Source organism: Acidobacteriaceae bacterium, from assembly GCA_035944135.1.
GTDB lineage: Bacteria > Acidobacteriota > Terriglobia > Terriglobales > Acidobacteriaceae > Granulicella.
In genome coordinates this window covers 509,844-523,316 of the sequence record DASZBM010000001.1, presented here as the reverse complement: position 1 = coordinate 523,316, position 13,473 = coordinate 509,844, and the positions used below count along the sequence as shown (strand labels likewise).

Here is a 13,473-nt window from a genome sequence, read left to right as displayed (position 1 = left end):
AAGGGGCTTGATTGGGCGCTGGGAGCATCTAACCGAGTGGCTTACGCGCAGTGTGCATGCATGCGCGGGAAAGAGAGCAGGCTTATGCGGAAATTGATGGCGGCTGTGCTGTGCGTACCTTTGTTGGCAGCGGTTCCGTCGTGCGGGCACGGACAGCAGTATAGGGACTACCACCGCGGAGACCATCAGCGGTTTTACAACGGAGCTTATGAAGGCGGAAGGGGCGGCGATTACTACGGACACGATCGACGCTATGACGACTACGACCGGCGGTATCACCAGGGCGGGATAGGGCCGGGCAAGGGAGCGCTGATTGGCGGCGCGGGTGGAGCGGCGCTGGGAGCGCTGTTCACCGGAAGCGCCAAGGGCGCCATCATCGGCGGCGCGGCGGGTGCGGGAGTCGGCGCGATTCTCGGCGAGCATGCGCAGGATAACCGCGAACGCCGGTACTGATGGCTAGGTTTACAGCAGATTTGCGAGAACGAAAGGACGACGCGATGAAGACGATGCGAGTGGTGGCAATAGCGTTACTGGCGGGTGGAATGGCGGCGGGGAGCAGCGGATTTGCGCAGGCTGCACCGGCGAATACCCAGACGTCGACGACAGAGACACGGTCGACGACGACGACTACGCAGCCGGCGCCTACATGGACGACTGATCAGTTGATTACCTCGTCCGTGCACGATGCGTGGTTGCTGAGCGGACGGAATGAGGCGACGTTCTTTGAGATGGTCACGCAACTCGCGCAGATTTCGGCGCAGAAGCGCGGCTTGACGTTGCCAGATTCAGAAGAGACGGGTAAGCGCTTTGGACAACTGGTGAAGGAAGGCGCCAAAGCGGACCACGACCAGCTTCTGTATGTGGTGGTGGACAAGGCAGTGCAACAGGTGGCGACGAAGAGCTGACGCTGCCTGGAGTAGGGACTAGAGGGCCGCCTCGGCTATGGGGCGGCCTTTGTCGTTGAGGGTAACGTGGGTTGCGGGGAGCTGGTGGTCGTGGGGGAAGATCAGGAGCCATCGCTCGGGGATGGCGCGGGCGAGGAGGCGCTTGCGCTCGTCGATGCAGCGGATGGGGTCGAGATCGTAGCCCATAACCCAGGTCGGGTCGAGGTGGTTGTGCGTGGGGAAGAGGTCGCCGGTGTAGACGGCGTGTTCATCGCCTGAGGTGATATGGACGGCGAGCATGCTGGAGGTGTGACCGGGGAAGGGCTCGACCGTGAGGCCGGGAAGGATTTCGGGCGATGTTTGGATCGTGGGGAGTGGGAGATTTGGTGCCTCGGGGTTGCGAAGGCGTTGGTCGTCTGGGGTGAAGCCACCGAGGCCGTGCGGGTCGAGCAGGGTGAGTTGGCCGGAGGCGAGGAGTGGGTCGTAGTTGGGGGAGAGATAGCTGACGCGGTCGCGGTCGTGCTGGAGGCGCCCGTGGGCGAGCTCACCGGCGGCGAAGAAGTAGCGCGCGTTGGGGAAGGTGGGGGTGACGGAGCCGTCGGGGTGGAGGGTGGTGTTCCAGCCGCAATGGTCGAAGTGCAGGTGGGTGTTGAGGACGTGGGTCACCTCTTCGGGGCGGATGCCGGCGGCGGCGAGGGAGGCGGGGAGAAGCTCCTGGTTGGCGTGGATTTCGCGCATTTTGGGTGAGAGCTTGTTTCCGAGGCCGGTCTCGATTACGACGAGGGCGGACGGCATGCGCGCTGAGCCGGGGAATCGTATTACTAGGGCGTTAAGGCCGAGAAGGATGCGGTTCTGATCGTCGGCTGGGGCGCGGCGGCTCCAGAGAGGTTTGGGGACGACGCCGAACATGGCTCCGCCATCGAGCAGGAAGGTGCCGTCGGTGCAGATGGTGAGGCTGAGATCGCCGAGGGTGTGGCGGGCGCGGATGAGGCTGTTGTCGGTGGGCTGGGCTGCTGGATGCGGGACGTACTTCACCGCATCAGGCTACACGAGCCTGATGGGTGAGCAGCGTTGGTCATGCCTGTGCGGCTTCGGCGGCGACAGCAGCGAGCGGAGCGTCGGAGTTCTCGGCGATGACGGCAGCGGGGGCCTGGGTGATCAGCTCCATGGCCGAGGCTGAGGTCTCGACGCCATCCGCGGATGGCAGCACCTGTTCCATGGCGTTGGCGACCTGCGTGGCAGCCGAGTCCATTTGCGCAACGGCAGCGACACCTGATGGGACTCGTTTGAGCTGGAAGCAGGAGCGACAGAGCACGGGGCGGCCCTGGGTGGGCTTGAACGGCACCGTGGTCTCAACGCCGCAAGCCGAGCATTTCGTTCGGGTTTCGGTGCGTGAGAGCGGAAGGGTTACGGCCCCGGTGGCATTGGCAGAGCGCCCAAGGCCGGCACGCTTGGCCTTGCAGAGCTTGCATCGCTTGGGGTCGTTTTTGAACTGCTTGTCGTAGAAGAAGAGTTGCTCACCTGCGGTAAAGACGAACTCGTTGCCACAGTCGGAGCACTTCAGGATACGGTCCGTGAATTCCATGCGCCTTCTCCCATCTTGCGGGATAAGGCTGAAACGTTACCAGAGGTCCAGACTCAAAGGGTTGAGATCCCCAGGACGCGTGTTCAAGCCTAAGTACGAATTTTCACTTCGGAGCCCGTCGACTTGATCATGAGGATGCCGCAGGAACTGGGGCGGCTCTCCAGGTTATTGCGGCGACGGGGCGCCGAATTGCACGCCCCGTTCGCTGCGAGTTTTGTTGGGATCAGCAGAACACTGATCCGGACTTCGTCACTAATCCTGCTCCTTACGGGCGATTTAGTCCTGTTCTTTACGGACTTTCTTTCGATTCCGTTTACGAGCTAGAGCTTCCTTGACGCGGCGCTTTTCGCCGGGCTTCAGGTAGAAGGAGTGGCGCTTGACCTCCTTGATGATGTCTTCCGTCTGCACCTTGCGCTTAAACCGGCGCAGGGCATTCTCAAGGGGCTCGCCTTCCTGCACACGAACCTCTGCCACTGAACTACACCTCCAAACCTGCCCATCTGGCGAGTCTTAAGAATACGTCATTTGAAACACATTTCCACAAAAATATTCGCTTCGGAGCACGATGAGTTGGGTGTGATCGAAGTAATGAAACTAAACGATTTCCCTGCAAAATTTTGCACGATTTATTGCTCGCAATCGATTCCCGCGAGAAGTGCGCAGGCGGGTTGGATTTTGGGCTCTGAATCCATGCAGCTGGAGAGAGCGCGACAGATCCTCCGGCGCCGAGTCTCATAGAATGGAACTGGTACCCACTTTGATGTCGACCGCAACAACGTTTTCTGCCGAACCCGCACCGCCACCGGAGATCCATAGCTGCCCAAGTTGCAGTCACTGGCTTCCGGACGGGACGCTCGCGTGTCCGGATTGCAACACGCTGACCTATGGCCTGTATCTGCGTGAACTGGCGGGGACCGCGCAGCAGTTTGAGCAACAGGGGAAGTGGGCGGAGGCGCGCGAGCGCTGGCGGTCGACGCTGAAGTGGCTGCCGGAAAATGCGGAGCAGGCCGCGGGAATACAGCAGCACATTGCGCAGATCGACAGCAGGATGCGCGCGGAAGAGGACCGCAAGGCGAAGTGGACGAAGCGGCTGGGACCGTTCGCTCCGATTGCGCTGTTTCTGATCAAGATTAAGACGGCGATCTTCCTGCTGTTCAAGCTGAAGTTCCTGCTCGGGATTCTGGGCTTCTTCGGAATTTACTGGGCGCTGTTCGGATGGAAGTTCGCGCTGGGGTTTACGGTTTGCCTCTTCGTTCACGAGATGGGGCATTTCGTGGCGGTAAAGCGGCGCGGGCTAAAGGCGGACCTGCCGGTGTTCTTTCCGGGGCTGGGCGCGTATGTGCGCTGGTACAACCAAGGTGTCTCGGTTGATCAGCTGGCGGCGATTGCGCTGGCCGGACCGATGTATGGGCTGGCGGCGGCACTGGCTTGTCTGGCGATCGCGTGGGGGACACAGGGCCGGACGAGTGAGCTGTTCGTGGTGCTGGCGAATGTCGGGGCGTGGATCAATCTGTTCAACATGGTTCCGCTGCTGGGTCTGGATGGAGCGCAAGCGACGTATGCGCTGGGGCGCGTGCAGCGTGGGCTGATTGCGCTGACGTGCTTCATCTTCTTCGGCCTGACGGTCAACAAAGAGATGAACACGGGATTCACTGGAGCGTTCATCCAGTGGGTGTTCCTGTTTGTGGGGCTGGGGATGCTGTGGCGGTGCTTCACGAACGATGAGCCCGAGAAGCCGCATACCGCGACGATGGTGTATTTCCTGGGGTTGATTCTGGCGCTGGGATTCCTGCTGCTTCGCACACCGGTGCCTTTTACGGGTCGCGGACTTCGGTAACGAAAGCGAATTCTTAAGTAACCCGTATACTGTCGCAGCATGCCGCTTGAGAAGATTCGCTCTATTGCATTGAATCATCGCGCGAACCGGTATCTGCCAGGCGGGGTGGACTCGCCAGTACGCGCGTTTCGGGCTGTGGGCGGCGATCCGCCGATGGTGGTGCGTGCGGAGGGAGCGTATCTCTACGACGCGGATAAGAACCGGTATCTGGATCTGTTTGGGTCGTGGGGGCCGATGCTGCTGGGGCATGCGTTTGCCCCGGTGGTGAATGCGGTGAAACGCGCGGCAGAGCGGGGGACGTCGTTTGGCGCGAGCACGCCGAGCGAGGCGGATCTAGCAGAGTTAGTGCAGCGATGCTTTCCGTCGATGGAGCGGATGCGATTTGTGAGTTCCGGCACGGAGGCCTGCATGTCAGCGATCCGGCTGGCGCGCGGGTTTACGGGTCGGCCGTTCGTAATCAAGTTTGAGGGCTGCTATCACGGACATGCGGATGCGCTGCTGGTGAAGGCGGGCAGCGGCGTGGCGACGTTTGGGATTCCGGGATCTGCGGGTGTGCCTCCGGAGACGGCGATGCACACGCTGGCGCTGCCGTACAACGATCTCGAAGCCGTTGAAGAGGCGTTTGCGGCGTTTCCGGACCAGATTGCGTGCGTGATTGTGGAGCCGGTGGTGGGGAATGCAGGCACGATTCCGCCGGCGGCAGGATATCTTGCGGGACTGCGAAGGCTGACCCGCGAGCACGGCGCGCTGCTGATCTTCGATGAGGTGATGACGGGCTTCCGGCTGGCGCCGGGTGGAGCGCAGGAACGGTTTGCGGAGGATCTGGGCGAGAACGGAGCGCCGGATTTGACGACGCTGGGGAAGATTTTGGGTGGAGGACTTCCTGTAGCGGCGTTTGGCGGGCGCGCGGAGGTGATGGAACAGCTTGCTCCGCTGGGGCCGGTGTACCAGGCGGGAACGCTGAGCGGGAATCCGCTGGCGATGGCCGCGGGTGTGGCGATGCTGGCGCACCTGCTGGCGTACAAGACGGAGATCTATCCGACGCTGGAGAGAACGTCGGCGGCGATTGCCGATGGTGTGGCGAAGATTGCGGCGGAGAAGGGGATCGGGCTGACGACGAACCGTGTGGGCAGCATGTTCACGTGGTTCTTTACGCCGAGCGAGGTGCGGGATTTCGAGTCGGCGAGCGCGGCAGATACTGCAATGTTCGGGCGCTTTCATCGTGCGATGCTGGAGCGCGGCGTGTGGCTGCCGCCGAGCCAGTTCGAGGCAGCGTTCGTGTCGGCGGTGATTGGAAGGCGCGAGGTGGAGATGGTGCTGGCGGCGGCGAATGAGGCGCTCGGCGAAGTAGAACGCTAGACGGTGGCCGCTTCGGCAGGTTGAGGATGAGTGGGTTCCATCCAGAGTTTGCCGGCGAGCATGAGAACGGCGAGAAGGATGCCGCTGAGCAGAAAGACGCCGCGCACGCTGGTGTGCTGGGCGAGCACGCCGCTGAGCAGAAGGCCGGCGATCTGCGCAGAAAAAACGAACGACATGACCGTTGAGCCGACGCGGCCGAGCATGGTGTGCGGCGTCTCTTCCTGAATGAGCGTCTGGGAAGGCACGATGATGCCGCCGGCGGCGAACCCGACAAGGATCAGTGCGGGGATGGTGGCGACGAGATGCGGGATGGCGGCGAGGATGAACGTACCGACGGCCATGCCGCCGAGCCCGAAGTAGACGAGCGATGTGTGCTTCACTCTTTTGGCGACGGCCGTGAGGATGTTCATTCCGGCGAGAAGGCCGAGCCCGATCATTGCACTGGTGACGCCGAAGATTTTCTGTGAGGCGTGCAGATTGTCGCGCACGTAGACGGCGATCATGGGAGCGAAGCAGCCCAGCGCAAACATGCCGGCGGCGAGCGCGGTGACGACGAAGAGAAGTGCGGCGTGGTGAAGGATGAAGCTGGTGCCCTCGCGCATGTCGGCGATGATGCGGCGTATTCCGGTGGGTTGGCTGGGGACGACGGCGCTGGATGGCTGTTGCGCGCGCTTGCGCGGAATGTTGAGCGCGATGGAGGCGATAAGAGATGCGGACGCTATGAAGCTGATGGAGTCGCCGACGTAGCAGACCCTGACGCCGAGCACGGTGACGATGGTGACGGCGATGGGGCCGCCGATGATGCGCATGATGAACATGACCTGCTGCATGAGCGCATTGGCGGAGCGGAGTCCGTGGAAGGGGACTGCGGAGCGAAGGGCAATGCCCTGCGCAGGCGAGAAGAAGCTCGAAACAACGCTTATGGAAGCGAGCACGGCGTAGAAGCCGGCGATGGAGTGGACCAGGAGAAGCAGAAGGCAGAGTGCCGCGCGCGTGAGGTCGCTTGAGACGAGGGTGGCCTTGACGGGCCAGCGATCGGCGAAGACGCCGCTGACAATCCCGAGGACGGCGATGGGTGCGAGGTACGCGATCTGGATGCCGGTAACCTGCTGCGGTGTGGCGTGCAGCTTGTAGGTCACGATGGTCATGACAGCGTAGAGCGCGAGGAAGTCGCCGAAGACACTGACGACCTGCGCGTACCAGAGGCGGCGCAGGGGGACGATGCGCAGGACCGCGCCCATGCTGAGGGGCTCGGGTGCGTTGGGTGCGGGAAGGGGAAGACCTTCCGGTGTCTCGGCGGCAACGGCGTCTGCGCTCATGCGCGAGATCTCCAGCAGGGGTGTGGAGAGAGTTTAGAGCAAATTGTGGGGCGTTGGTTAGTCTTCGACGAGTTCGACGAGCAAGACCTGCTCGTCGTTGTCGATCTCGCGGAGCTTGACCTCGATAATCTCGCGGCGCGAGGTGGGGACGATGCGGCCGATGAATCGTGCTTCGATGGGAAGCTCGCGGTGGCCGCGGTCGATGAGGACGAGAAGCTGGACGCTCTTGGGGCGGCCGTGATCGAAGAGGGCGTCGAGTGCGGCGCGGATCGTGCGGCCGGTGTAGAGGACGTCGTCCATGAGGATGATGTCGCGGCCTTCGATGTCGAAGCCGATGTCGCCTTTTTCGACGACGGGGCGGACGTCGCGTGTGGAGAGGTCATCGCGGTAGAAGCTGATGTCGAGCACGCCGACGTCGACGGGCTGGCGCTCGATGGTTTCGATGAGCTTGCCGACGCGTTGGGCAAGCGGAACGCCGCGGCGCTTGATGCCCACGAGACCGATGTTGGCGGCGCCGTTGTTGCGCTCGACGATCTCATGCGCGAGACGGACGAGGGTGCGCTCGATCTCGGAGGAGGACATGAGGCGGCCCTTCTCACGAAGGCGCGGCTGTGTGGCGTCGGAGCTGGACGAAGCGGGGGTGGATGTTTCGCTCATAGCTGACGATGATGATAGCAAGGCGGCAAGGCAGCAGGTCAGCGCGTGGCGTCTCTTGGCTCGCTGCGGGAGCGGAGCAGAGCGGCGAAGGCGCCACCCAGAGCGGAGAGCCCGAGATAAATGAGAAGAGCCACGGCGGAGGTGATGAGAATCAGGCCGAGGCGGTCTTCAGGAATGTTGAGCCAGTTGAGGAGCGAGGCCTGGGCGGGACCACCCTGCTGCTGGACGGTAGTGCGAAACTGCGCGAATGCGGCGGCTACTGCGGTGTCTATGGCTGGTCCATTGTGGAACACGAAGCGGCCGAGGACGAGGCCGGACGCGTTAATCACGGACATTCCAAAGGTGATGGCGAGCCCGCAGAGCAGGCCAAGTGTCGCGCCGAAGCCGGCGCGCAACCGCGAAGGCCGAATCTTCGAGTTATATATGCCGAGAACAACGACAGGAGCGCCGATCGCCCAGAACCATGCGAGGAGAATGACCGGTGGAACCGCGAGCGCGAGCAGGTTGAGTGCTGCGGCCAGAGCGCCGGCGAGCACGGCGTAGCGGATTGCGGCGGGCCAGGCGATAGCGTCGGGATTCCCGTTGCCGAGCAAGCCGTCAGCGAGTCCGGAGTCGAGCACGGCACGCTGCTTTTGTGCCTCCATGAGCAACTCTTCGGAGACTCTGATTTGCGGGGCGCCACAGTTGGGGCAGAAGAGCAGTGCGCCCTCGTGCTCCAGTGGGAGCGCGGCGTGACAGCGGGGGCAATTGCGAGGGGGCACAGTTTGAGGCTACGCGAGGTGTGCGCGTGCCGCAACGGAGGCGAGCTATTCGCTGTCGGAGGAGTCGTGGTGGCCACCAGGCAGGTCGAGTGCGACGAGGCCGATCTTCGTGCCGCCATCCCTGGGCTCGATGCCTACGATGTGCTGATGCTCAGGCGAGCCGGCGCGGAGTTCCGGGTGATCGCTGTCGTCGTTGGAGACCTTGAATTTGTGGCTGCCGTGATCGTTGTCGCGGCATGTGAGTCCTTGCGCGGTGTGCGTGGGCTGGCCGACGGTCTGGTTCCCTTCGCACTCCAGCACCTCTCCGTAGCGGGCCATGTCTTTACGGTAGAAGGCCTCGACCTTGTCGGGAGAGTCGGAGGTCTGGAAGGAGGCGGCTTTGACGCCGAGGTGGAAGTCGCCGAAGTTGAGGTTGATGTCGGCGGCATCTTTGTCCTTGCCGTCGTGGTCCTTGACGGGGACGGCGCCGGGGTAGGTGGTGAGGCCGATTCCGGCGAGGTTGGCATCGTTGTCGGTCTTCACGTGCACTGAGCCGAAGGGAGTGCTGACCTGGACGTTGTCTCCGTTGGCGTGTTTGTTGCTGGAGACGCGGCAGCCGGCGAGAAGCATGCACGAGGCTGCGGCGAAGAGAGTCAATCGAAGCGCATTCATCGGGGACCTCAGCAGAGAGCTTTGACCGGGCGACACACCGGCTCACCGGAAGGATACGCCGAGTGCGGGCGGCGGGTTCCCGAACGGCGGCGAAGGTGAAAGATTTCAGAGTGGTTAGATTCGGGTAGGTCGCGGCGAAGAGCGCGTCTTTCGCTGGCGCGCGGGGTTACACTTCAAGCGCCACACCGCGCGGGTGGGAGGACGACTATGAGACGCACGAGATGGAACGCACGGGCCTTCAGGAGTTCCGCGATAGTGGCGTTGCTCGGGTTAGCGGTTGGAGCTGCGCTACGTGCGCAGCAGCCGCCCGACGGGAGCCAGGGGTATCCGCCGCAGGACAGCGCGCAAGTTGAGCAGGCGCCGGCGGTCCCGGCGAGCGATCCGCCGTCGCGGGTGGTGCGGCTGAGCGTGGCGCAGGGAACTGTGTCGGTCGAGCCCGCAAGCGTGGATCAGTTCAGCCCGGCGGAGGTGAATGCTCCGCTGACCACGGGTGACCGTGTGTGGACGGGCGGGGATTCGCTGGCGGAGCTGCAGGCGGGACTGCTGGTGGCCCGCATGGGAGGGACTACCGACCTGACGGTGACTGCGATGACGGACACGCTGGCGCAGTTCGGGCTGGGGCAGGGCAGCCTGCACCTGATCTCATACGCGCTGGATCCGGATGGGACGATTGAGCTGGACACGCCGAACGTCGCGCTGACGGTGTTGGCGGCGGGCGATGTGCGAGTGAATGTGGATCCGGTGGGTCAGTTTACGGACGTGAGGGTGCTGTCGGGCGTGGTGCAGGTGGATGGCAATGGCCTGCAGCAGACACTGGGGGCCGGACAGGCGGCAAGGTTTTCGGGATTCAGTGCGGTTTCGGTGCAGTGGCTGCAGGCGCGCAGCACGGACGCGCTGGATGATTTTTCGAAGCAGAGGGATCAGGCGTATCAGAGTGGTGAGTCGGCTGAGCAGAGCTATCTGAACATGGACACCGTGGGCGCCGCGGATTTGTACCAGTATGGAATCTGGCTTCCGCAGGCAGACTACGGCAACGTGTGGTTCCCGGCGGGTGTGCCGGAGGGGTGGCAACCATACTGTTACGGACGATGGACGTGGGTTGCGCCGTGGGGATGGACGTGGATCGAGGCTGAAGCGTGGGGCTTTGCGCCGTTTCATTACGGACGGTGGGCGATCTTCGGCGGACGGTGGGGATGGATTCCGGGACCGCCGGTAGTGCATCCGGTGTATGCGCCGGCGCTGGTGGTTTTCGTGCATGCGGGGAACGGCGTTTCGGCGTGGTTCCCGCTGGGACCGAAGGAGCCTTACGCGCCCTGGTATCACTCGAGCACGCTGTATCAGAACCGCGTGAACGTGAGCGGTCTGTACAACCGGAACGTCGACCAGGTGCGGACGGTGTACAACACGTCGAACCGGGAGATGTTTGCGAATGCGCTGGGGCCGCAGCGGGAGTTCGCGAACCGCGCAGCGGGAACGGTGGAGGTGCCGCAGGAGAGCCTGGCCTCGGGCAAGCCGGTGCGGCAGGCCATGCTGCATCTGCCAGAGCAGCAGATCGCGGCGGCGCCGGTGCTTCCGCACCCGATGGTTTCGCCGGAGCGGACGATGGTGGCGCCAGCGACGGCGCGAGCGTTGCCTCCGCGGCTGAACCGGCCGACGCTGACGACGCATGAGGATGCTGCGATTGGGAACCAGCAACAGCGTGCCGCACAGACTGCAGGGACGCAGCCGCAAGTACAACCGGCGCCGATCGAGCGGCGCGGCTTCCAGGTGCAGGGCGGGCAGCCGTTACCTGACGCTGCACATCCGACCCAACCGGCGAGCCAGCAGAGCGGGATGAACATCCAGGGAGCGGTGCGTCCTCCGAACCCGGCGCGAGGGACGCAGCGGCTCCCTGTCCCCACGGTTGCGCCACCGCCGCGCGGGCAGATCCCGACCGGCAGTGAGCAGCTCTACAACCGTTCCGTGCCACCGCCGGCGCGGCCGAGCTTCGAGCAGCAGCGGCAGGCCATCCAGAGCACAGATCCAGGGCGGCCGCTCACCCCGCAGCAACTGGACAACCTGCGGGAGAACCGGCCGGTGGGTGAGCCGGAGACGCGCGAAGCTGCGCCGCATCCGGCGGCTGCGCCCCCGCCGCTGCAGCAGCACAGCAACTCTCCGGAACAGCCGCGGCAGGACAACCGCAAGCACTGAGGAGATCGAACGAGCTTTTGGCCCGGTGAAGGGGCGTTGATGCGGTGCGCGGGGGAAGCCTAGTACACTGGAAAAAGTGTCGGACGCTTGATTTCGCCGATCCCCCGCGCAGCCGTGCCTGCGAACTTTTCCCTTCCTGAGGACAGAATGACCGAAAAGACAGCTACTCCTGAGGCTCGCAATCAGACCGAGCTCGATCAGCTTTCGATTAACACACTGCGCATGCTCGCAGTCGATCAGGTGCAGGCGGCCAATAGCGGGCACCCAGGAGCGCCGCTGGGATGTGCGCCGATTGCGTATTTGCTGTACCACAAGTTCATGAAGTACAACCCGACGGAGCCGAAGTGGTCGGACCGTGACCGCTTCGTCCTCTCGAATGGACACGCTTCGGCGTTGTTGTACGGCGTGCTGTACCTGACGGGTTATGATCTGCCGCTCGAGCAGTTGAAGCAGTTCCGGCAGTGGGGATCGCACACGCCGGGGCACCCGGAGTACGGCGAGGCGCCAGGTGTCGAGGTGACGACCGGACCGCTGGGGCAGGGCTTTGCGATGGCCGTTGGGCTGGCGATGGCTGAGAAGCACATGGGTGGGGTCTATAACAACGATCAGTACAAGATCGTTGACCACTACACGTATGTGCTGTGTGGCGATGGCGATTTGATGGAGGGCATCAGCCACGAGGCCGCGTCGCTGGCAGGGACGCTGCAGCTTGGCAAGTTGATTGTGCTGTACGACGACAACCTGATCTCGCTGGATGGGCCGACGGACCTGAGCTACACCGAGGACGTTACGGAGCGCTTCCATGCTTATGACTGGCACGTGCAGTTTGTCTCCGATGGCAATGATCTCGAGGAGCTGAATCGTGCGATTGAAGCCGCGAAGATGGAGCGGACAAAGCCGTCGCTGATTCGCGTGCGCACGATCATTGGATACGGTGCGCCGAAGGCGGGAACGAAGGCTGTTCACGGTGAGGCTTTAGGGCCGGAAGGAACAAAGGAGACGAAGAGGTTCTTCGGGTTCGATCCGGACAAGAGCTTCGTTGTTCCTGACGCCGCGCTGAACAACTGGCGGCAGGCTGTCGAGAAGGGCAAGAAGGCCGTTGCCGACTGGCACGAGCGGTATGACGCCTATAAGAAGGATTTTCCGGAGCTCGCGGCGCAGTACGACCGCACGACGGCAATGGAGCTGCCGAAGGATTGGGAGAAGGCACTGCCGACCTTCACGACCGAGAAGAAGATTGCGACACGCAACGCCGGACAGGTGGCGCTGAACAATCTCGGCAAGGTGCTGCCGGAGCTGTTTGGCGGCGCGGCTGACCTCACGAGCTCGACAAAGACGATCTTCAAGGACTCGAACAACTTCCATCTTGACCCGAAGGGGCGCAACGTGTTTTTTGGCGTGCGCGAGTTCGGCATGATGGCTGCGGTGAACGGCATTGCGTGTCACGGTGGTCTGCTGCCGTTCGGGTCGACGTTCTTCACGTTCTCGGACTACTGCAAGTCGGCGCTGCGCATGGGTGCGCTGATGTCGTCGCATTCGCTGTACATCTTCACGCACGACTCGGTGGGATTGGGTGAGGATGGGCCGACGCATCAGCCGATTGAGCACCTGATGGCGCTGCGCGCGGTTCCGCAGCTGACGGACTTCCGACCGGCAGATGCGAATGAGACCTCGGCGTGCTGGGGCCTGATGGTGGAGCGCAAGTCGGCGAGCTTCATGGCGCTGACGCGCCAGGATATTTTGGTGCTCGACCTGAACAAGTACAAGGTATTCGAGGGCTGCCGCAAGGGAGCGTACGTGCTCGAGGAGTTCGGCAAGGACCTGATCATCGTGGCGACGGGATCGGAGGTCGAGGTTGCGCTTAAGGCCGCGAACGAGCTGAAGGGCTCGGGCATTAACGCGACCGTGATTTCGATGCCGAGCTGGAAGATCTTCGAGGAGCAGAGCGAGGACTACAAGATGTCGCTCTTCCCGCACGGTGTGCCGAAGATCTCGATCGAAGCCGGCGCGACGTTGGGCTGGTACAAGTACATCGGCCGCGATGGCATCGCGATTGGTATTGACCGCTTCGGCGCGTCGGCCAAGGGCGAAGTTGCGCTGGAGAAGCTCGGGATCTCCTCGGGGCACGTGGTCGAGGCTGCGAAGAAGCTGGTGAAGAAGTAAGCAGTAACGGTTCAAGGCAAGAAAGAGGACTGGGTGAGCCCAGTCCTTTTTCTTTTGCGTCATGAGT

13 protein-coding genes are annotated in these 13,473 nt (G+C 63.0%); 6 read left to right on the top strand and 7 right to left on the bottom strand.

The features are described from left to right. Window positions 1-84: 84 nt before the first annotated feature. Together VGU25_02005 and VGU25_02000 are read left to right on the top strand one after the other, a co-directional pair. On the top strand, window positions 85-453 hold the full coding sequence (locus VGU25_02005) for a glycine zipper domain-containing protein (GenBank protein HEV2575960.1): 369 nt from the start codon (window positions 85-87) through the stop codon (window positions 451-453). 44 nt (window positions 454-497) lie between these two features. After that, window positions 498-905, top strand: coding sequence for a hypothetical protein (locus VGU25_02000; GenBank protein ID HEV2575959.1), 408 nt, complete (start codon window positions 498-500; stop codon window positions 903-905). An 18-nt stretch (window positions 906-923) separates the two neighbouring features. Here VGU25_02000 and VGU25_01995 read toward each other — a convergent pair whose 3' ends face one another. From VGU25_01995 to rpsU, 3 genes are all read right to left on the bottom strand, one after another. Next, on the bottom strand, window positions 924-1,919 hold the full coding sequence (locus VGU25_01995) for an MBL fold metallo-hydrolase (GenBank protein ID HEV2575958.1): 996 nt from the start codon (window positions 1,917-1,919) through the stop codon (window positions 924-926). Between the two features lie 40 nt (window positions 1,920-1,959). Further along, entirely contained in the window at window positions 1,960-2,469 is a 510-nt protein-coding gene (locus VGU25_01990; protein ID HEV2575957.1) for a zinc-ribbon domain containing protein, read from the bottom strand. Window positions 2,470-2,745: 276 nt separating this feature from the next. Next, entirely contained in the window at window positions 2,746-2,943 is a 198-nt protein-coding gene (gene rpsU / locus VGU25_01985; GenBank protein HEV2575956.1) for a 30S ribosomal protein S21, read from the bottom strand. Between the two features lie 286 nt (window positions 2,944-3,229). On the opposite strand from rpsU, the gene VGU25_01980 reads away from it, so the two are divergent. Both VGU25_01980 and hemL read left to right on the top strand, forming a co-directional pair. Continuing rightward, on the top strand, window positions 3,230-4,306 hold the full coding sequence (locus tag VGU25_01980; GenBank protein HEV2575955.1) for a site-2 protease family protein: 1,077 nt from the start codon (window positions 3,230-3,232) through the stop codon (window positions 4,304-4,306). Window positions 4,307-4,345: 39 nt separating this feature from the next. Then, complete coding sequence (gene hemL, locus VGU25_01975) at window positions 4,346-5,665, top strand: glutamate-1-semialdehyde 2,1-aminomutase (protein HEV2575954.1); 1,320 nt, start codon at window positions 4,346-4,348, stop codon at window positions 5,663-5,665. Here the strand turns inward: hemL and VGU25_01970 are convergent. From VGU25_01970 to VGU25_01955, 4 genes are all read right to left on the bottom strand, one after another. Further along, window positions 5,662-6,984, bottom strand: coding sequence for an MFS transporter (locus tag VGU25_01970; GenBank protein ID HEV2575953.1), 1,323 nt, complete (start codon window positions 6,982-6,984; stop codon window positions 5,662-5,664). The two genes, hemL and VGU25_01970, sit on opposite strands and share 4 nt — an antisense overlap. A 57-nt stretch (window positions 6,985-7,041) precedes the next feature. Further along, window positions 7,042-7,641 carry a bifunctional pyr operon transcriptional regulator/uracil phosphoribosyltransferase PyrR gene (gene pyrR / locus VGU25_01965; protein HEV2575952.1) on the bottom strand — a complete coding sequence of 200 codons (600 nt, stop codon included), beginning with the start codon at window positions 7,639-7,641 and terminating at the stop codon, window positions 7,042-7,044. A gap of 38 nt (window positions 7,642-7,679) precedes the next feature. Continuing rightward, window positions 7,680-8,285, bottom strand: a complete 606-nt coding sequence (locus VGU25_01960) for a hypothetical protein (GenBank protein ID HEV2575951.1) — start codon at window positions 8,283-8,285, stop codon at window positions 7,680-7,682. 162 nt (window positions 8,286-8,447) lie between these two features. Continuing rightward, window positions 8,448-9,053, bottom strand: a complete 606-nt coding sequence (locus VGU25_01955) for a hypothetical protein (protein ID HEV2575950.1) — start codon at window positions 9,051-9,053, stop codon at window positions 8,448-8,450. Window positions 9,054-9,260: 207 nt separating this feature from the next. Here VGU25_01955 and VGU25_01950 point away from each other — a divergent pair, with 207 nt between their 5' ends. After that, window positions 9,261-11,243, top strand: a complete 1,983-nt coding sequence (locus VGU25_01950; GenBank protein HEV2575949.1) for a DUF6600 domain-containing protein — start codon at window positions 9,261-9,263, stop codon at window positions 11,241-11,243. A 147-nt stretch (window positions 11,244-11,390) separates the two neighbouring features. Next, entirely contained in the window at window positions 11,391-13,406 is a 2,016-nt protein-coding gene (gene tkt / locus VGU25_01945) for a transketolase (protein ID HEV2575948.1), read from the top strand. Window positions 13,407-13,473: the final 67 nt, after the last annotated feature.

Excerpts from the sequence above, each read along its gene's own strand:
- VGU25_02005 (HEV2575960.1), top strand. The coding sequence starts at position 85 with ATGCGGAAATTGATGGCGGCTGTGCTGTGCGTACCTTTGTTGGCAGCG.
- VGU25_02000 (HEV2575959.1), top strand. The coding sequence starts at position 498 with ATGAAGACGATGCGAGTGGTGGCAATAGCGTTACTGGCGGGTGGAATG.
- VGU25_01990 (HEV2575957.1), bottom strand. The coding sequence starts at position 2,469 with ATGGAATTCACGGACCGTATCCTGAAGTGCTCCGACTGTGGCAACGAG.
- VGU25_01980 (HEV2575955.1), top strand. The coding sequence starts at position 3,230 with ATGTCGACCGCAACAACGTTTTCTGCCGAACCCGCACCGCCACCGGAG.
- hemL (HEV2575954.1), top strand. The coding sequence starts at position 4,346 with ATGCCGCTTGAGAAGATTCGCTCTATTGCATTGAATCATCGCGCGAAC.
- VGU25_01970 (HEV2575953.1), bottom strand. The coding sequence starts at position 6,984 with ATGAGCGCAGACGCCGTTGCCGCCGAGACACCGGAAGGTCTTCCCCTT.
- pyrR (HEV2575952.1), bottom strand. The coding sequence starts at position 7,641 with ATGAGCGAAACATCCACCCCCGCTTCGTCCAGCTCCGACGCCACACAG.
- VGU25_01960 (HEV2575951.1), bottom strand. The coding sequence starts at position 8,285 with ATGGAGGCACAAAAGCAGCGTGCCGTGCTCGACTCCGGACTCGCTGAC.
- VGU25_01955 (HEV2575950.1), bottom strand. The coding sequence starts at position 9,053 with ATGAATGCGCTTCGATTGACTCTCTTCGCCGCAGCCTCGTGCATGCTT.
- VGU25_01950 (HEV2575949.1), top strand. The coding sequence starts at position 9,261 with ATGAGACGCACGAGATGGAACGCACGGGCCTTCAGGAGTTCCGCGATA.
- tkt (HEV2575948.1), top strand. The coding sequence starts at position 11,391 with ATGACCGAAAAGACAGCTACTCCTGAGGCTCGCAATCAGACCGAGCTC.